This window comes from Pseudarthrobacter sp. 05T312, from assembly GCF_056396685.1.
In genome coordinates, this window is sequence record NZ_JBFTLY010000002.1 from 91,845 (window position 1) to 111,324 (window position 19,480).

Below are 19,480 nucleotides of genomic sequence, written 5' to 3' on the forward strand. Positions count from 1 at the left end.
ACTTTTATTTTTTTATCCAGTCCTGCGGTGGCGCATCGGGAGGCGGCTTGATGCCGCCAGCGCAGCACGGAATGGGCGCGGCCGGTTCACTGGCGTATTTCTGCAAATCTTTTTGTGCCGCGAGGATTTTTCCTATCTTTGTTTTATCCCGCAATAACCGCCGGAAACTCAGCCGCCGCAGAGAAAACGAACTTTAATTCGCATATTTCACTACTGCCAGAATTTAGTTAGTTCCGCGGCGATGGCTTTGCCCTGGTTGTATCCGGCCTGAGCCGCGGCCGGCCGGAGTGAGAAGTCCATGGCGTTGGCGCCGAACATGTGCTCGGCCGTGCTGTCCGGGGAGATCACTTCGACTCTGCTGCCATGTGCATGGAGCTCCTCCACCTGTGCGGCGAGCTGCATGCCCCACTCAAGAGGCATCCGCGTCCTGCCGCCAAAGGGTGACAGGACCAGGACCCTGCCACACCCTGCGGCCAGGTCGGCGTTCTCATTTCGCCGGTAGCCGCCGTCGATGTAGCTCCTGTCCCCAACCCGGTAGGCGGAGCTGCTGGAACAACTGGCGGCGACCGCGTCAACCAGGTCGATGCCGCCGGACCGCTCGAACACTTCCGGTTCGCCGGTATTGGCATCCACGGCTGTGATCAGCAGTTCATGCTCCGGCCATTCCTGTGTCGTCAGTCGGGCCGCAACGGTGGCCCGCCACCGCCCGGAATGGTCATAGTCCGCCGCCAGGTCGATGGCGGCGGCGCCCATCTTCCGGCGCATGTCCGCCGCGGTTGCGGAACCGGCGATGATCCTGCCGGTCCGCTCCAGATGGTTGGGGACCGGACTGCCGGCTGACGGAGTTCCGGCGGGCTTCGGCCGCTGCGGAAGCGGTGCGTCCATGACGGCGGCATAGAGCTCCGCCGGACTGGCGCCCGCGATCTGCGCAGCGGCCGTGGATCCGGCCGATGTTCCGACGACCCGGTCGGCCGCCGTTACGTCCAGCCCGGCGTCTGCGAGGCCGGCGAGAACGCCGATCAGCCACGCGTTTCCTGTGGAGCCGCCGCCGCCGAGGACCAGGGCGCGCCCGGAAGGAACCGACGGAACGGCGTCCGGGACGGGAGAAGGTGTTGTGTTCATGGGAGTCGCCTTTCGCGAATTTGCCTGTGCGGCGCTCCCGGTGGGCGGCTGGGTCAGCCGCGGATCGTGGACTGCGGGGGAGCACCCATTACGGATATAGCGTTCATGGGTCTCACCTCCTGGAGTCGGTTCACGATCAGGGGAATTTTGGCACACGGGTGCTGATGTGCGCAACGGGTAAGTTTGTAGCGATGATTTCGATTGACCGGGCAGCCCCGCGCGTGATGATGTCCGCCTGCTCCTGGACTAACACCTCGCGGACATGTTCGCCACTTCGCCGGCCGAGAGCGTCCATGCACTGGACCACTTGGCGCTGTCCGCCCCGTCCATCACGTTTTGGACGGCCCGCGAGAACGGCCACCTTTTGGGGTGCGGCGCGCTCAAGCTGCTGGACTCCCCCGCCAGTCCGGGAAGGCATGGCGAGATCAAGTCCATGCGCACCGCAGCAACGGCCCGGGGCCGGGGCGTGGCCACCCTCATGCTGGGGCATATTCTTGATGACGCCCGTGCGCGGAACCTCGGGAGCGTTTATCTGGAGACCGGAACCGAGGACTACTTTGCGCCCGCGCGCCGGCTGTACGCCCGGCACGGGTTCATGGAGTGCCCGCCGTTTGCCGACTACGTGCTGGACCCCAACAGCGTCTTCATGGTGCTCCGCCTCTAGCTCCACCATAAGGAAGGCGGACGACGGCGGGTGGGCGCCCGCCGTCGACCGGGACGTTCGGCTCTGGGGCCCTTCCCGGGGGCCTGAAAGACTGGCCGCAACAGTCTGCACGCAGAGCGCAAGGAACATCATCATGGCCGATCATTTCCGTCCCGCCAAGCAGGTCATTCGGCCGTGAAGTTTCTCGATAATCCGCCGCGGTTCCTGTTTTTCACCGGCAAGGGCGGGGTGGGCAAGACCTCGGTGGCCTGCGCCGCCTCACTCTCCCTGGCCAGGGAGGGCCGGAAGGTACTGCTGGTCAGCACGGACCCCGCCTCGAATATCGGCCAGGTCTTCGGCATGGCCATTGGAAATACCATCACCGCCATTCCTCAAGTGCCGGGCCTCTTTGCACTGGAGATTGACCCGGAACAGGCGGCCGACGCATACCGGGAGCGGATCCTGGCCCCTGTCCGGGGAGTGCTGCCCGAGCAGGAGCTGGCCGGCATCGCGGAGAGCCTGTCCGGTTCCTGCACCACAGAGGTGGCGTCCTTCGATGAGTTCACCAGCCTGCTTGGAGACGACACCGCATTTGCGCAGTACCACCGCATCGTCTTTGATACCGCGCCTACCGGCCACACCATCCGCCTGTTGCAGCTTCCCGGGTCATGGACCGATTTCCTCGCTACCGGCGCGGGCGAACCGTCCTGCCTGGGACCGCTGTCCGGACTGGACAAGCACAAAGAGGTGTATGCAAAGGCGGTCCAGGCGCTCGCGGATCCCCTGCGCACCCGGCTTGTCCTGGTGACCCGTGCGCAGCAGTCGTCACTGAAAGAGGTTGAACGGACTTACGTGGAGCTCCAACGGATTGGAATCTCCGGCGGGTACCTGGTGGTTAACGGCGTCTTTCCCCAAGCCGGCGGTGAGGAGGAGCTCGCAAAGGCCGTTCGTGCCCGGGAAGCGGCGGCCCTGGCGGCGATTCCCGAGTCAGTCGCTGGTCTCCCCCGCGACATACTGGACCTGAAACCCGCCAACATGGTTGGTGTGGCAGCGCTGGAATCCCTGTTCAGGACCGCTCCCGAGGCTGTGGAGCACCCGGCGTCGGTCCCGGAGATCGAGGATGCTCCACTAGCTGCCTTGGTGGACGGCATCGAGCGCGACGGCCACGGGCTGGTGATGTGCATGGGCAAGGGCGGCGTGGGAAAGACCACGGTCGCCGCTGCAATCGCGGTCTCCCTGGCCAAAAGGGGACATGCCGTCCACCTCACCACCACCGATCCGGCAGCGCACCTGGTCGAGACACTCCATGGGTCTGTTGCGGGGCTGAAAGTGTCCCGGATTGACCCAATAGCGGCCATCGATGAGTACCGGGCCCACGTGATGGAAACCAAGGGCCGGAACATGGATGCTGAAGGACGCGCAGCTTTGGCTGAGGATCTGATGTCTCCCTGTACCGATGAGGTGGCGGTGTTCCGGCAGTTTTCCCGGGTGGTCCAGGAATCGCGGCGGAACTTCGTGGTGATGGACACTGCCCCCACCGGCCACACACTGCTGCTCCTGGACGCCACCGGCTCCTACCATCGGGAGATATTCCGCCAGGTGGGAGACTCCGTCGGATTCGTGACGCCGCTCATGCGTCTGCAGGACCCGCTGACGACGAAAGTCATTCTGGTTACTTTGGCTGAGACGACGCCTGTGCTGGAGGCCAAGGAGCTAAAGAATGATCTGGAACGGGCCGGAATTGAGCCGTGGGCCTGGGTCATCAACAACTCGATCGCGGCTGCCCACCCCCACACGGCTTTGCTTCAGGCCCGCGCCGGACACGAAATCGAACAGATCGCCGAGGTGCGGTCCATGGCGCAAAGGATTGCCCTGATTCCCCTGCTGCCCGAAGAGCCGGTGGGGGAAACGAAGCTGACCTCGCTGACCGCTTTCAGCCGCGAGCGGGTGTAGGGAAACCCTATGCGGACGACGGCGGGTGGGTGCCCGCCGTCGTCCGCTTCCTCTGGGCTGCTACTGGCTGAAGGGGACCTTTTCCCAGCTCAGCACGTCGGCGCCTTTGGCGCTGTTGCCGGCCACGGTGAAGCGGACGTAGTCCACGGCGTTGTTCGCGCCGTCCACGGTGATCCGCTGCAGGTTGTCTGCGGCCGGTGAGCCGTAGATGCCCAGCCAGGGTGAGCCCGCGGCGAGGGGCTGGTTCTCGGTGAAGACGTGGCTGTCGCCGTTGACCAGGTAGACCGGGGCGTCGAAGTTGTTGGTTTCCTCGACCATGGCCTGGACGATCCCGCGGAAGCCGGAGACGGTTGCCGGGTTTGCGGTGGCGTCGGCCAGCAGCGACGGGTCGAACATGTCGGCCTGCTGCATGAGCACCACGGCGCGGTCGTTGCTGCGCCTGGCGTCGGCGAAGGTCTGGTGGATCTGGGCGATCACGGCGTCCGTGCGGTGTTCCACCTCGGCGAGCTGCTCCGGCGTGGGTTCAGTCTTGCCCAGCCCGGTCCACGGCAGGAGGGAGTTGTTGCTGCCCTGGACGTTCAGGACGGAGAAGGCCACCCGGTTCTTCTCGAAGCGGACGTCCTCCGGGAGGCCCAGGTTCTCCTGCGACTTCACCGGCATGGTGGTGCCCAGGGTCTTGCCGGGCTGGTTGAAGAAGACTTCCCGGATCTTGTCCAGGCGCTCCAGGGGGTTGTAGGCCCCGTTGTTGGTGCGGTGGCAGTCCACCCACTCGTTGTCGCCGGGCGTGTAGACCAGTGGGTGGGTGAAGGTGTCGAACTGGGTGCGGATGTAGGAGAAGTACTGGTCCGAGCAAACGGAGGAACCGTTCTTGATATCGCCCACGTGTGCTACAAACTTCAGTTCCTTGTCCGCGTTGAGATCCTGGATGCGGGACGGGAACTTGGCGATCTCGGCGGCGCCATAGGGGATGTCGCCGATGGCGGCGAAGGTGAAGGCCTGGTTGCTGTCCGTGGTGTTGTCCGCGGCCTGGGCGGGAGCTGCTGCTCCGGCCAGGGTGGCAAGAACGGCCAGAGTGGCAAGGGCGGATTTCACGTACACGGTCTACTCCTTGAACGGGGATGTTCCGCCCGGCTCATTGGGAGAGGCTGGACAGAGGGTGCCCGGCAAGAATGCTTGACCAGGGATAACGGTGGTGGGCTTCACGATGGCCGCACGGTGAACGCGCAGGGACAGGACGCTTCGCGGGTGCCGGGTGCCTGGTTTTCTGGGCGCGAGGTGTCTGGGTGCCTGCCGTTATGCTGGGGAATCAGCTTTCTGTGGGGGGAGATATGAAACCCGGCATCACTTCTGCCGCGTACGCGGCCACGGTCCTTTTCCTGGCAGCGTGTTCTGCCCAGGAACCCGCTCAATCGCCGTCCGAAAGTCCGGATCCGGTCATCCAACAGGAGATCACCACCAAGCTGATCATCTCCGCTGGGGGCACCAAGGCGGTCACGGTGGATGATGCATCTGCCACGCCCCAAGTGGAAGCCAAAGTGGTGGGAAAGGTGTCCCGTGACGGTGCTGGTTGCGTCACGGTCCTGGCGGATGACGGCGACGACTGGACCCTGCTCTTTCCTGCGGGCACCACCTTCCGCGGCGAAGCCGTGGTCCTGCCCGGCGGCACGTCACTGGCCCAGGGTGATCCGGTGGCCCTTGATGGAAACCGGGTGCCTGCCAATGAAGGCGTGAGCATGTGCCTGAACTACGCCAGGCTCCTCTCGGTCGAAACAGCAGCGGTAGGTGCAGGCGGCTGACGTGGTGCGGGCGCGCCTGCATCGGTGCGCTCGGCTGACGCTTGCTACAAGGCAGCGAGATAGTCCACTGCCGATGCCTCCAGCACGCTGGTCTCTCCGGGCAGGCAGCCCGGCGGCCAGTGGGTCGGTTCCCGGTCGGGTTGTTCGGCCTTGTATTTGCGACCGCTGGGCGATGTCCACGCCGGTGGCTCATTCCTGGAAGCGGCACCCGGACTCCACCCGGTCCGATGCTTGAGCCGGTGGTGCTTTGGGCACAGCTGTCCCAGATTGCCGATTCCGGTGGTGCCTCCGCGCTCCCAGGCCCTGAGATGGTCCGCCTCATTGTCGGGGCTGGGGCTGCTGCACCCCGGGAAGGTGCATTTGCCATCCCGCATCCGCAACCATCGTTTTAGCGCCTCCGTGAGCCGGTAGTTCGTGCGGCCAAGTTCCAGCGGGGCTCCGTCGCGGGGGTCCACCAACACGCGGTAGAACGAGCCGGCACCTTCCGTGACGAGTCTGCGTGCCATGGACGCAGGGATGGGCCCATAGTTGTCCAGGTCTGCTGGCTCGTCCGTGACGCCAAGGAGGGAAAGGATTGGTACCGTGACCAGCACATCGGATTTGAGGGACGGCCCGGGTCCGGCGAGGTCCGCGGTACCACCGAGCAGCAATTTGGCGGCCACGTCTGCCCTGAGCTGGGTGAGGGTCCTTGGCTCGTCCGGTCCCTGCAGCCCACGGGCCAGGGCGGACGTCTTGTTCCACACCGCACAGGCCGAGTCTGCAGCCAGATAGAGCGAAACCCAAGCCATTCCTTCCCGGTCCGGCGAGTACTCCATCCGCCGGTCCGCCCACGACTTCACGTGCCTGCTTTCGAGGGACTCGGGGTGATGGCGTTCCCGCCAGGCACGTAACTTCCGACGGAAACGGCCCGGCACCAGCTCTCCGGCAGATGCACCCCGAGCCGCGTTGGGCGCCTCCGGGTCCAGGAAGTGGGCTTCCAATGCCGCTGTAGCTGCAGAGTCCAGGCCATTGGCTTCGTCAACCATGATCTGGGCATGCCGCCAGGAAACGGCGCCAGCCTCCATGGCGTTGAGCGTAGCCGGAAGAGACGTGGTGAGCGCATGGGCGTCCTGCAACAGCGCGGATGCGGCTCCCTCGCCGACGGTGAGCGTGCAGGCGACTTCGGCGACGACACTCATGTCCCGCGCCGATGATTCATGGGTATTTTCCGCCGGCGCTTCCATGGCGGCGGCGGCCTCCGAATATTCTGCGAGCAGCCGGACTTTCACCGCTGCAGTAGCAGCTTCGACGCGGGCCACGATGCCCAGGCCGTTTAGGCAGGACTCGGAAAGTTCATGCAGCGGGTCGTAACCATCCGAGCGGCCGACACCGTCCCAAGGGTCCGAAGGTAGGTTCAAGGCTCCCGCCAACTGGTCCACGAACCCGGTCAGGGATGCGACGGCACCGGCGATTCCGGCCGTGCCTTTCGCATCCACAACCGCTCCGGTTCCCATAACCAAAGACTGTCACGGGGGTCTGACATTCTTAGTTGGGCGCCTTCGACGGCACGGTCCAATGCAGCGCCACATCGTCGGCCGGAGCAGCCCCTGCCATTGGGCGGCTGGGGCGGAACGGACGACGGCGGTGGAAACCCGGCGTCGTCCGCCCTGGTTGGGTGGGGGTGTGCATAGCTGCTGCAAGAACTTTGCAGCAGCTGTCAGGAACGTGATGTCACGGCTGTTCGGGGATCCAAAATGGTGCCGGCACCCCTGCGCCGGTGAGGTTGTCACAGCGAACCAGTTGGGTTCCTATCCTGGTCAGCGCGCAGTTCTCGAAACTGGGCCCATCGTACGGGACGAGCGTGTCGCTGCCGGTGTCTGCATTGGCAGCGGGGGCGGCCAGCGCGAGAAGAAGCAGGGGAAGGATAACTACCAAGCGGTGTAATGAGTTGACGGACCCGGACATGGCCTGTCCTTTCGGAAAGCAGTTTGTTTGGACACGTCCACTTTCCGTCTGGCGGCACCTCATCCACATCCGGCGGTCACCCTTAAAAACAGGCGGGGTAGCCTTAGATCTGTACCGGTGGGGTTCGGCGGTGGCAAGCTGGATTTGTGGCGAATGCGCGGAGCGCCGGCGATTCTGAACTGGTGGGACGGGAAGCCGACCTTTCCGAACTGACCGGCATCATCAACAGCGTTTGCTCCGGAACAGCGAGGACGTACATCGTCACCGGCGACGCCGGCATCGGCAAGACAGCGCTTGTCACACGAGCCATCGCGTCAGTCCCGCGGAACGTCCTCGTCCTGAGCGGGGGTGCGCTCCCCCTGTCATCCATGGACGTGCCGTTCCTCGCACTGCGGGCTGCGTTCCGCGCGGCGGAAGCCGGCACCAACGGACCAGTCCCCCCGCCACCGGTGCTCTCGGGTGACTCCCGCCCCGATGTACTCGTCCAGATAGACGAGTGGCTGACAGCGCTGTGCCGGCGGTCGCCAGTGATCCTGACGATCGATGACCTCCACTGGGCTGACCAAAGTACCCTCGATGTCCTCATGTACCTGGTGGCGGGACCCAGCGACAGGGCCCTCGGCGTCATAGGCACCGTGCGGACCGACGGAGGTACCTTCCATCGCTGGATGACCGACGTCCGGCGCATGCCGCGGGTGGATATACATCGGCTCGAACCCTTGGACCGCCCCGACACCGAAGCGCAGCTCGCAGGCCTTCTGGAAGCTCCTCCATACCAGTCGCTCGTCACTGATGTCTTCGCCCGTTCGGCCGGGAACCCCTACCTCAACCGTCTCCTCGTTGCGGGGCTCACCGCAGAATCACGGCGTCTTCCCGCCGGCTTTCCGCCCGACCTGAAATCCGCGGTCCTGCGATCCTGGCAGGGCTTGTCGTTCGGAGCCCGTGAGTTGACCCAGATCATGGCGCTCGGGGGACGGCCGGCCAGCAGTACGGAACTGCTCGACGTCGCTGGGTCCGCCATAGGACCCGCCGGTGTCCTGCCGCTCCTTCAGTCAGCTGTGGAGGAAGGCCTCCTGGACGTGACCCAGGACGGTAAGTATTGGTTCCACCATCCCATCATTGCCGAAGCACTGGAACAGGGACTGGATGCGGGCGAGCGGCGGCGATGGCATGCGGCGTTCGCTGCCGCCCATTACCAAAGGCTGGGCACCGGGCCCCCACCGCCCGCGGACGATGCCGTGGCTCTCGCCGATCACTACTCCGCGGCTGATCGGCCCGGGGAGGCCCTCCGGTGGGCGATCGCCGCAGCGGACATGGCAGCGGCACAAGGCGCCTTTGGGGATGCGATCCGGCTCCTGCGGCGGGCGATCCGGCTGCAGCCAGCCGTTCCGGACTTTGGGGAATGGCCACGGGATCTCTGGGACAAGCTCCGGGCCGCAGCCGGGGAAGCGGGCGCACTGGCACTTGAACTCGAAGCAACAGAAGAACTACTGGCACACGTGGACCCGGTGAGGGAGCCGCTGCAAGCCTCCGAACTTTTGGTGCGCCGGATGCACCTTCAGTTCTCTACCGGGCAGGCCTTCCTTCCCATGGCGGACATCCAGGAGGCTGTCCGCCTGTCCGCCGCAGCACCGGAGAGCCGGCAACATGCAATGTCGCTGGCCGAATTCGCGCACGCGAGCATGTGGCACGGCGAGCCGGGCGCGGATGCTGCGGCGGCACAATCGCTCGCCCTGGCGCGGGAGGCGGGCGATCACCGGGCGTTGGCCTATGCCCTGACTGCGGCCGCAATTGCTGAGCTCGCCGCAGATCGGTTTGAGGCAGCCCGGAACCTGGCAGCCGAAGGCGCGCGCGAGGCGCTCCGGGCACGCGATTTTTGGGCATTCGTCCATGCGACGTACTGGACAGGCAATGCGCAGGGCCCCTGGACCAGCGAGGAATACGCAGACCTTCTGGGGTGCGCCAGGCAGGAGCTGGTACAGCAGGGAGCCCCGCACTCGTATACGGCCAAAATTGCGGCAACCGAGGCGGCCAGCTACTTGGCCATCGGCGCGTGGCCGAAATGCCGGGCGGCGCTGAGGATAGCCGTGGGACTCGATCCCGGCCCGATGGGGGATGTGGATGCCAGGCTGACGGCCGCCCGGCTGGCCCATTTACAAGGGCGCCATGATGAGGCTGCGATCTATCTTGAGCGCGCAGAGGAGTTGTACAAGGACAACTCGGGCTACCTCAACCTCACGTTTGATGCGGTCCGCGCCGAAGTCCATGTGGCAGCCGGACGTTCGCGGCTTGCCTTCTCGGCAGCCATGACCGGCGCCACCAGCCCCGGCCCACCTCCCACGATGTGCGAATGGCTGCTGCCCATCGCGGCCCGTGCCCTGGCGGACCAGGTCCGGCAGGAAAGGGACCACGGCCTCACCGGTTCCGAACTCCTGGAAGAAGCCACCCAGCTCCAGGAAAGGTTCCCGGAGATACTCCATGAACGGATGGGGCACTCGGAACTGTACAAACGCCAAGTAGCGGCCTTCAATGCCCTGTACGCTGCCGAGCTCGGGCGGGCGAGGAACGATGCGGGCAATGCAGCGCAATGGGGAGCTACCGCCGACGCGCTCAGGGACGCGTCGTTGCCATGGGAGGAGGCCTACGCCTGCAGGAGGGCCGTGGAGGCCCTGCTGCTGCACGGGCACCACCGCGGGCCACGTGCAGCTGAATTCCTTCACCGGGGCCTCGCGCTGGCGGCCCAACTTGAAGCAGCACCGGTCCAGTCGGCCCTGGAGCTCCTGGCCGCCCAGGCGCGGATCCCTTTGACGCCCGTCAAGCGCACATCCCTGTCCCTTCCCGCGCGGCTTCCAGGGCTTACACCACGGGAACTGGACATCCTGAACCACATCGTGGCCGGCCGGACCTATGGCGAAATTGCCAGGGCCCTGATGATCAGCGAGAAGACGGTGAGCTCCCATGTCTCGAACCTGTTGCGGAAGACAGGTGCTGCCAACCGGGTGGACCTTGCGCGGCTGGCTGCAACGGACGCCCCGCAGCCGGATTAGCGGGCGGATTGCGTGAATTGCGCAATCCTAAATCCGTCGGTCCCTAACATCCGGCAGTCCCTACACCTCCGCCACCGGTGCCGCGAACTGGGCCTCGTACAGCCGTGCGTAGGCCCCGCCGGCGGCCAGCAGTGAAGCGTGGTTCCCCTGTTCCACGATCTGGCCGGCCTCCATCACCAGGATGAGGTCGGCGTCGCGGATCGTGGACAGGCGGTGCGCAATCACAAAGGACGTCCGGTCGGACCGCAAAGCGCTCATGGCCTTCTGCACCAGCACCTCGGTCCGGGTATCCACCGAAGACGTCGCCTCGTCGAGGATCAGCACAGAGGGCGAAGCCAGGAATGCCCGGGCAATGGTCAGCAACTGCTTCTCGCCGGCGGACACGTTGGACCCTTCATCGTCGAGAACGGTGTCGTACCCCTCGGGCAGCGAGTGCACGAACCGGTCCACGTACGTTGCCCGCGCCGCCTCCAAAACTTCAGCAGAAGACGCAGCAGGCCGCCCGTAAGCGATGTTGTCCCGGATGGGCCCGCCGAACAGCCACGTATCCTGCAGCACCATCCCCATCCGCGAGCGCAGGTCGTGCCGGCTCATGGTGGTGATGTCCACCCCGTCCAAAGTGATCCGGCCACCGTCGAGTTCGTAGAACCGCATCATCAGGTTCACCAGCGTCGTCTTGCCCGCCCCGGTGGGCCCCACGATCGCCACCGTCTGCCCCGGCTCAGCCGCCAGGGACAGCCCGCTGATCAGCGGCTTGTCCGGCGAATAGGAGAAGGAGACATCCTCAAAGACCAGCCGCCCGCGCGCTGCACCATCAGGGCTCTGCAAGGCAGCCCCCACAGGATCGGCGGACTGCTCCTCCGTATCCAGCAGCTCAAACACCCGCTCGGCAGAAGCAACGCCGGACTGCAAAAGGTTCGCCATTGAGCCCAGCTGCGCGAGCGGCTGGGTGAACTGCCGTGAGTACTGGATGAACGCCTGCACATCGCCCAGCTGCATCGCACCGGAGGCCACCTGCAGGCCACCCACCACGGCGATCCCCACGTACACCAGGTTCCCAATGAACGTCATGGCCGGCATGATCAGCCCCGAAATGAACTGCGCCCCGAAGCTCGCCTCATACAGCTCGGCGTTCTTCTGCCGGAACCGCTCCCCCACCTCACGCTGCCGGCCGAACACCTTCACCAGCGCATGCCCGGTGTAGGTCTCCTCGATCTGGCCGTTCAGCTCGCCGGTGTTCTTCCACTGCTGCACGAAAAGCTTCTGCGAGCGCTTGGCGATCAGCGTGGTGATCCCCAGCGTCAGCGGGATGGTCACCAGCGCGATCAGTGCCAGTGTGGGCGAGAGGATGAACATCATCACCAGTACGCCCAGCACGGTCAGTACGGACGTCACGGCCTGGCTGATGGACTGCTGCAGGCTCTGCGAAATGTTGTCCACATCGTTGGTCACCCGGCTGAGCAGCTCACCGCGCTGGATCGAGTCGAAGTACCGCAGCGGCAGCCGGTTGATCTTGGCCTCAATCTGCTCGCGCAGCCCGAACACCGTCCGCTGCACCACGCCGTTGAGCACATATGCCTGCCCCCACATGAACGCCGATCCCAGCACGTACAGCACGAGGGCCCACGTCAGCACGCTGGCCAGCGCAGAAAAGTCGATCCCCGCGCCCGGCGTCAGCGTCATCGCGCTGAGCATGTCCGCCTTCTGGTTGTCCCCGGACGCCCGCAGCATCGCAATCAGCTGCGCCTGCGTCATTCCGGGCGGCAGTTGCTTGGACACGACGCCGGAGAAGATCAGGTTGGTGCCCTCGCCCAGCAGCCGCGGCCCGATCACCTGCAGCACCACGCCCGACACCGCCATGGCCAGCACCAGCACCAGCCAGAACCGCTCCGGCCGGAGGGTTCCCAGCAGGCGTTTGGCGGAGCCGCCGAAGTTCATCGCCTTTTCCGCCGGCACGTTCATCCCGGCAAATGGGCCGCCCCGTCCGGGTCCGCCGGCAGGACGGGGAATGCGTACGACGTCGGCCTGGCCGGGTCCGGAAGCGGGCGCACCTTTGGCGCCGCGTGCGGGAGCGGGTCCGTGGCTCATACCGTCTCCTCCGCTGCCAGCTGGGACGAGACGATTTCGCGGTACGTCTCCGAAGCCTCCAGCAACTCGTGGTGCGTGCCCTGTGCGACGATCCTGCCGTCGTCGAGCACCAGGATCTGGTCCGCATCGACAATGCTGGAGACGCGTTGGGCGATGATCACCATGGTGGCGCCTGCAATGTTGCGCTTCAGCGCCTGGCGCAGCCGGGCATCCGTGCCGGTATCGAGGGAGGAGAACGAATCGTCGAAAATGTACAGTTCGGGCCGCTTCACCAGTGCCCGGGCGATCGCCAGCCGCTGCCGCTGCCCGCCGGAGACATTGGTGCCGCCCTGCGAGATGGGCGCGTCCAGTTTTTCGTCCATCTGCTCCACGAAGTCCCGGGCCTGGGCGATCTCCAGCGCGCTCCACAGCTCGTCTTCGGTGGCGTCCGGGTTGCCGTACAGCAGGTTGCTGCGCACGGTGCCGGAGAAGAGGTACGGCTTCTGCGGGACCAGCCCGATGTGCCCCCACAACAGGTCCGGGTCCAGGTCCCGCACGTCCACGCCGTCCATCAGCACCGCCCCGGAGGTGGCGTCGAACAGCCGCGGCATCAGGTTCACCAGGGTGGTCTTGCCCGAGCCGGTGCTGCCGATGATCGCGGTCACCTGTCCCGCCCGGGCGGTGAAGCTGATCCCGGAAAGGACAGGCTGGTCGGCACCCGGGTAGGCGAATCCGACGTCGCGCATTTCCAGCTCACCACGCCGGACCGCGCTGGTGACCGGCTGCTCCGGCGGCATGACGCTGGAGCTGGTGCCCAGCACCTCGCCGATCCGGTCCGCGGACACCGACGCACGCGGAATCATCACGGCCATGAAGGTGGCCATCATGACGGACATCAGGATCTGCATCAGGTAGCTCAGGAACGCGATCAGCGTGCCCACCTGCATGGACCCGTCCTCGATTCGGAACGCGCCGAACCAGATCACCGCCACGCTTGAGACGTTCAGGACCAGCATGACGGTGGGGAACATCAGGGCCATCAGCCGGCCTGCGCGGAGGGCGACGTCGGTAACGTCCGCGTTGGCGCCCGCGAACCGTTCGGTTTCCATGTCCTCGCGCACGAACGCCCGCACCACCCGGATGCCGGTGAGCTGCTCGCGGAGCACCCGGTTCACGGTATCGATCCGCGCCTGCATCTTGCGGAACAGCGGCACCATCCGCGTGACGATCAGCCCGACGGCGATCAGCAGCACCGGGACGCACACGGCAATCAGCCAGGACAGCTGGGCGTCCTGCCGGATGGCCATGATCACCCCGCCAATGCTGAGCATGGGCGCGGCCACCATGAGCGTGGCGGACATCAGCACCAGCTGCTGCACCTGCTGGACATCGTTGGTGGAGCGGGTGATGAGGCTGGGCGCACCAAACTTGGTGACTTCCTGTTCAGAGAACTGCCCCACCCGCTCGAAGATGGCGCCGCGCAGGTCCCGGCCCAGGCCCATCGCGGCCTTGGCCCCGAAGTACACGGCCACCACCGAGCACGCGATCTGGGCCAGGGTGATCAGCAGCATGACGCTGCCGGTAGACAGGATGTAGCCGGTATCGCCCCGCGCCACGCCCTGGTCAATGATGTCCGCGTTCAGCGTGGGCAGGTACAGGGACGCGATGGACTGCGCCAGCTGGAAAACCACGACGGCGGCCAGCAGCGGCCGGTGCGGCCGCAGGTATTCGACGAGCAACTTCCAGAGCATACGAAAAAGGCCCTCACCTGACGGAGTGTCCACAAAACGTGGTGCGAAGGTCAGTGTACGTCCGGGAGGAGCGGATGATCCTTACAGTTGGCTGGGAAAAATGGCAGGTTCTCCCACGGCGTATTTGGCGGACCCGCCGGGATACAGCGGCACCGGTGGGTACTTTCGTGTGAGAGAACTGGATGGGTGGCGCCAACCGCGCCCCACCCCACCGAAGGATGGAAGAAACAACGATGTTTGCCGGCACACGGAACCCCCCTCAGCGCACTGCCAGGTTCGGAGCCGCCTTCATCGGCGTCCTGCTCGTCGCAGTCAACCTTCGGGTGTCCTTCGTCAGCGTCGGACCCGTCTTGGTGAACATCAGCACCGACCTGGGCTTGTCCAGTGCCGCAGCCGGATTCCTCACCGGCCTCCCGCTCATAGCCTTCGCTGTCTTCTCACCCTTGGCGCCCGGCTTTGCCGCCCGCCTGGGCCTGGACAGGGCACTGTGGATGTCACTGCTGATCCTCGCCTCGGGCATCGTGCTCCGCTCCCTGCCTGTGCCCGGCTTCATCTGGGCCGGGACGGTCCTGATCGGCGTGGCCATAGCGTTCCTCAACGTCCTGGTTCCCTCCCTCGTGAAACGGGACTTTCCGTTGCGGGTCAGCCAGGTCACCGGCAGCTACACCGCTGCCCAGGCCGCGTTCGCCGCGGTGGGGGCCGCCGTCGTCGTTCCCGTGGCGCAAACCTCCCCGGCAGGGTGGCGGCTGGCCCTGGGCGCCTGGGTGGGGCTGGCCCTCATCGCCATGGCCGTGCTCCTGCCCTGGCTGCGCCGGCACGGGACAGCCAGCAGCCATTCCGCCAGGACCGAAACCTCGCACCGGTCGCCCTGGGTCTCAGCCCTGGGCTGGCAGGTGACTGCGTTCATGGGGCTGCAATCGATCGCCTTTTACGTCCTGATGGCTTGGCTGCCCACCATTGAGCAGAGCCGCGGGATTCCCGCCACCACTGCCGGCGTCCATCTGTCGGTCTTCCTGTTGACCAGCGTGTTCGCCAGCCTGGGGGCGGGCGCGGTCCTGCACCGGGGACGGGACCAGCGGCTGGTGTCCTTCACCAGCGGGGCGTTGGTGTTCGCAACCTTCCTGGGCCTTGCGCTCGCGCCTGACCTCATCCTCCTGTGGGTCCTGCTGGGCGCCGTCGGATGCGGAAGCCTCATTGTCATCGCCCTGTCGCTGTTCAGCCTCCGGACAGTGAACCATCCGCAGGCCGCATCACTGTCCGGCATGGCCCAGTCCGTGGGCTACGGCCTGGCCGCGGTGGGCCCGGTGGCCTTTGGTGCGCTCCGGGATGCCAGCGGGGACTGGACACTTCCACTGCTCGGCACCGCCGGAGCCATGGCCGTCCTGGCAGTGGTGGGTCTGTTCGCCGGACGCGACCGCGTCATCAGGGAATCAGCCGGTCGGCCCGGTATCGGTCAAACAGCGAGGTAAAGGCATCCAGCGTCCGGCGATACCCGGTAAAGCCCGCGTCCCGGCTCTTGCCCATGTCCGTCACCACCTCGATGCCGCGCCCCAGGTCTCCGTCCGTGTGCCACCAGCTCGCCACGCGGTTCAGGTCGGGTTCGCTGAGGTTGTTCTCCGCGGCGATCTGCCGCCACTGGTCCTCCCGCCCTGCCATCGACTGCTCCAGCGGACGCGGGCCGCCCTGGTACCCCTCCCACTCCACACCGAAGTAGGCGGAAAGCTTCGGCCACATCCAGCGCCAGCGGAACACGTCGCCGTTGACGATGTTGAAGGCCTCGTTGGCGGCCGCAGGGGTAGTTGAAGCCCAGAGCATGTGCTCGGCCAACAGGCCGGCGTCCGTCATGTCGGTCAGGCCGTCCCACTGCGTTTCGGAACCGGGGAAGACAAAGGGCTCCCCGCTGTCCCGGCATAGGGTGGCCTGCGCGGCAAGCGTGAGTCCCATGTTCATGGCGTTGCCTACCGCATGCCCTATAACGGTGTGGGCGAGGTGCACGGACCAAGTGAAACCCTGCTCCCCTGCCGCGGCCCACAGTTCGTCCTCCTGGGCGTAATAGAAGTTCCGTACCGGCAGTCGCGGCTCTTCTTCGTGGAAGGGCGTGTCCGGCATCTCTCCCGCCGCGTAGGCCTCGAACGGTCCCAGGTAATGCTTGAGCCCGGTCATCAGGGCAACGTGTGCCACCTCCTTGCCCCGCAGCGCCGCGAGCAGGTCCCGCAGCATGCCCGCGTTGACGGCGATGTTCTCTTCCTCGGTGTCCCGGCGCGACCAAGCGGTAAAGAACACGCGGGAGGGATTTTCCGGACCAAGGACGGCGGCCAGCGACTCAGCGGAGGTCAGGTCCGCAGATAGCCACCTGACGCCGGAACGCCCAGGGCCTGGCCGGCGGGACAAGGCGAGGACCTCCCAGCCATCGCCCGCGAGGGTATCCACGAGGGCAGACCCCGCGATGCCGGTGGCTCCGACTACCAGCGCAGTCCGTTGGTTGCCCGTTGCTGTTCCTGATCCGTTGGTCATGGCGCTCCTCTTGGTAGGTGCCTGGTTGCGTCCGCGCGCGGCCGCGGCCTCACGCGTGGGCGGAGGCGGCCGCGCTGCGTCACGCCGGGACGTCGGGCCGGCAAGGGCCCTTAGGCGACAAGCCGGCGGCCCGGGCAGATATTCCGGTGGACGGAAATTGCATGAAAGCGTCCGGCCCCGCGCGTCCGATCAGGGCGAGACAGGCCGGGTTTCACCCCTGGCGTAGGAGGGTCTCCCCCTGTCACCCGTCCATGGTCAAATAGGAGGGTTGCACCGGCTGCCCGAGTCCAACCGCGGCCTCGGCCCAACGGAAGGAAAAAGCACATGACCGATCCCCAAGACCATCCCCCGGTCCCCACTCCCGGGAGCGCACAGGGCCTGGACCAGAAGGTTGAGGGCGGGTGCCCGGTGGCCCATGGCAGCGCCACCGCCCAGGGCAGTGAAAGCGAAAACCCGGCGATCGATTCCCCGCAACCCAAGGGAACCCGCCCGCGGACCAACCAGGACTGGTGGCCCAACCAGCTGGACCTGTCCGTGCTGCACACGCAGGGCCAGGCAAGCAACCCGCTTGGCCCGTCCTTCAGCTACCGCGAGGAATTCCAGAAGCTCGACGTCGATGCCCTCAAGCAGGACATCAGCCAGGTCCTGACCACTTCCCAGGATTGGTGGCCGGCGGACTTCGGCCATTACGGCGGCCTGATGATCCGCCTGAGCTGGCACGCTGCGGGCACTTACCGCGTCTTTGACGGCCGCGGTGGCGCAGGCGACGGCAGCCAGCGCTTCGCGCCGCTGAACAGCTGGCCGGACAACGCCAACCTGGACAAGGCCCGGCGCCTGTTGTGGCCGGTCAAACAGAAGTACGGCCAGAAGCTTTCCTGGGCGGACCTCCTGGTACTCGCCGGCAACGTTGCCCTTGAGTCCATGGGCTTCAAGACGTTCGGCTTCGCATTCGGCCGGGAGGATGTGTGGGAGCCCGAGCAGATCTTCTGGGGCCCCGAGGACGCCTGGCTCGGCGATGAGCGGTACACCGGTGAGGGCACCATGGCTGACAAGGTCGGCTCCACCGAGATGGGCCTCATTTATGTCAACCCCGAAGGCCCCATGGGCAACCCGGACCCCGTGGCTGCTGCCGCGTTCATCCGTGAGACGTTCAAGCGCATGGCGATGAACGATGAAGAGACTTTCGCTCTGATCGCCGGCGGCCACACGTTCGGCAAGACGCACGGTGCCGGCCCCGCCGACGCACACGTGGGACCGGAACCCGAGGGCGCGGACCTGGAGGCGCAGGGCCTGGGCTGGCTCAGCACCTACGGCAGCGGCAAGGGCGGCGACACCATCACCTCCGGCCTGGAGGTCACCTGGACGGACAAGCCCACGCAGTGGAGCAACCGCTTCCTGGAGATCCTTTTCGAGTACGAATGGGAACTGGTCAAGAGCCCCGGCGGCGCCCACCAGTGGGTCGCCAAGGACGCTCCCGAGATCATCCCGGATGCGCACGACCCCAACAAGAAGCACCGGCCCACCATGCTGACCACGGACCTGTCGCTGCGTTTCGACCCGGAGTACGAGAAGATCGGCCGGCGTTTCCTGGAGAACCCGGACCAGTTCGCCCTGGCCTTCGCCAAGGCCTGGTACAAGCTGCTGCACCGCGATATGGGACCGGTGGGCCCGCACATGCTGGGGCCCTGGGTTCCGGAGGCGCAGCTGTGGCAGGATCCGGTCCCCGCCGTCGACCACGAACTGATCGGCGAACAGGACATTGCCGGGCTCAAGGCCAAGCTCCTTGACTCCGGACTGACCATCCCGCAGCTGGCCAGCACCGCCTGGGCATCGGCTGCAACCTACCGAAAGACGGACCGCCGCGGCGGCGCCAACGGCGCCCGGATCCGGCTGGAGCCGCAGCGCAGCTGGGAGGCCCACGAGCCGGAGCAGCTGGCTGCCGTGCTTCCCGTACTCGAGCGGGTGCAGGAGGAGTTCAACTCGGCACAGGCCGGCGGCAAGAAGGTTTCGCTGGCTGACCTGATCGTCCTGGGGGGCGCCGCCGCGGTGGAAAAGGCAGCAGCCGACGCCGGGTTCCCCGTCACGGTGCCGTTCCGTCCGGGCCGGACGGACGCCACGCAGGAGCAGACCGACGTCGAATCCTTCCAGTACCTGGAGCCGCGGGCCGACGGCTTCCGCAACTACCTGCGCCCCGGCGCGAAGGTCCAGCCTGAGACCCTCCTGCTGGACAAGGCGTACATGCTGGCCCTCTCCGCGCCGGAGATGACGGCGCTGGTGGGCGGCATGCGGGCCCTGGGCACCAACGTGGGCGGTTCCGGCCACGGTGTGCTGACGGACAAGCCACAGGTCCTGACGAACGACTTCTTCGTCAACCTGCTCTCGCCCGGCACCAAATGGAAGGCGTCGGAGTCCGAGGAGAACTCCTACGAGATCACCGATGTTGCCACCGGCGAACTCAAGTGGACGGCCACCCCGGTGGACCTGGTCTTCGGCTCCAACTCGCAGCTGCGGGCACTGTCCGAGGTCTACGCCAGCGAGGACGCCAAGGAGAAGTTCGTGCACGACTTCGTGGCCGCCTGGGCAAAGGTCATGGAACTGGACCGCTTCGACCTGAACTGACCGGGGTGACCTGATCGGGGGTCC

Annotated in this window: 11 protein-coding genes and 1 pseudogene; 6 read left to right on the top strand and 6 right to left on the bottom strand. The window is 66.0% G+C overall.

Annotated features, from left to right (window positions below; genetic code table 11):
- Window positions 1-210 precede the first annotated feature (210 nt).
- Window positions 211-1,122, bottom strand: a complete 912-nt coding sequence (locus AC1DIP_RS04585) for a patatin-like phospholipase family protein (protein ID WP_476207385.1) — start codon at window positions 1,120-1,122, stop codon at window positions 211-213.
- 191 nt (window positions 1,123-1,313) lie between these two features.
- On the opposite strand from AC1DIP_RS04585, the pseudogene AC1DIP_RS04590 reads away from it, so the two are divergent.
- Window positions 1,314-1,786, top strand: a pseudogene (locus tag AC1DIP_RS04590) (GNAT family N-acetyltransferase).
- A gap of 174 nt (window positions 1,787-1,960) precedes the next feature.
- Entirely contained in the window at window positions 1,961-3,718 is a 1,758-nt protein-coding gene (arsA, locus tag AC1DIP_RS04595) for an arsenical pump-driving ATPase (protein WP_477733003.1), read from the top strand.
- Window positions 3,719-3,778: 60 nt separating this feature from the next.
- Here arsA and AC1DIP_RS04600 read toward each other — a convergent pair whose 3' ends face one another.
- The gene (locus AC1DIP_RS04600) at window positions 3,779-4,816 is read right to left on the bottom strand and encodes a hypothetical protein (protein WP_477733004.1); all 1,038 of its coding nucleotides are present in this window, start codon (window positions 4,814-4,816) and stop codon (window positions 3,779-3,781) included.
- A gap of 230 nt (window positions 4,817-5,046) precedes the next feature.
- Here AC1DIP_RS04600 and AC1DIP_RS04605 point away from each other — a divergent pair, with 230 nt between their 5' ends.
- On the top strand, window positions 5,047-5,514 hold the full coding sequence (locus AC1DIP_RS04605) for a hypothetical protein (protein WP_476207389.1): 468 nt from the start codon (window positions 5,047-5,049) through the stop codon (window positions 5,512-5,514).
- A gap of 44 nt (window positions 5,515-5,558) precedes the next feature.
- Here AC1DIP_RS04605 and AC1DIP_RS04610 read toward each other — a convergent pair whose 3' ends face one another.
- The gene (locus AC1DIP_RS04610) at window positions 5,559-7,007 is read right to left on the bottom strand and encodes an HNH endonuclease signature motif containing protein (protein ID WP_477733005.1); all 1,449 of its coding nucleotides are present in this window, start codon (window positions 7,005-7,007) and stop codon (window positions 5,559-5,561) included.
- Between the two features lie 597 nt (window positions 7,008-7,604).
- Between AC1DIP_RS04610 and AC1DIP_RS04615 the strand changes: the two genes are divergently transcribed.
- The gene (locus tag AC1DIP_RS04615; RefSeq protein ID WP_477733006.1) at window positions 7,605-10,505 is read left to right on the top strand and encodes a helix-turn-helix transcriptional regulator; all 2,901 of its coding nucleotides are present in this window, start codon (window positions 7,605-7,607) and stop codon (window positions 10,503-10,505) included.
- A 60-nt stretch (window positions 10,506-10,565) separates the two neighbouring features.
- Here the strand turns inward: AC1DIP_RS04615 and AC1DIP_RS04620 are convergent, their stop codons facing one another.
- The gene (locus AC1DIP_RS04620; protein WP_477733007.1) at window positions 10,566-12,593 is read right to left on the bottom strand and encodes an ABC transporter ATP-binding protein; all 2,028 of its coding nucleotides are present in this window, start codon (window positions 12,591-12,593) and stop codon (window positions 10,566-10,568) included.
- Window positions 12,590-14,323, bottom strand: a complete 1,734-nt coding sequence (locus AC1DIP_RS04625; RefSeq protein WP_476207395.1) for an ABC transporter transmembrane domain-containing protein — start codon at window positions 14,321-14,323, stop codon at window positions 12,590-12,592. The genes AC1DIP_RS04620 and AC1DIP_RS04625 overlap by 4 nt, the downstream gene beginning before the upstream one ends.
- 233 nt (window positions 14,324-14,556) lie before the next feature.
- Between AC1DIP_RS04625 and AC1DIP_RS04630 the strand changes: the two genes are divergently transcribed.
- The gene (locus AC1DIP_RS04630) at window positions 14,557-15,792 is read left to right on the top strand and encodes an MFS transporter (RefSeq protein WP_477733008.1); all 1,236 of its coding nucleotides are present in this window, start codon (window positions 14,557-14,559) and stop codon (window positions 15,790-15,792) included.
- Here AC1DIP_RS04630 and AC1DIP_RS04635 read toward each other — a convergent pair.
- Window positions 15,746-16,837, bottom strand: coding sequence for an SDR family oxidoreductase (locus AC1DIP_RS04635; RefSeq protein WP_477733009.1), 1,092 nt, complete (start codon window positions 16,835-16,837; stop codon window positions 15,746-15,748). The genes AC1DIP_RS04630 and AC1DIP_RS04635 overlap by 47 nt on opposite strands.
- A gap of 324 nt (window positions 16,838-17,161) precedes the next feature.
- Between AC1DIP_RS04635 and katG the strand changes: the two genes are divergently transcribed.
- Window positions 17,162-19,456: a catalase/peroxidase HPI gene (gene katG, locus AC1DIP_RS04640; RefSeq protein ID WP_477733010.1), complete on the top strand. Its 2,295-nt coding sequence runs from the start codon at window positions 17,162-17,164 to the stop codon at window positions 19,454-19,456.
- The last annotated feature ends 24 nt before the right edge of the window (window positions 19,457-19,480 follow it).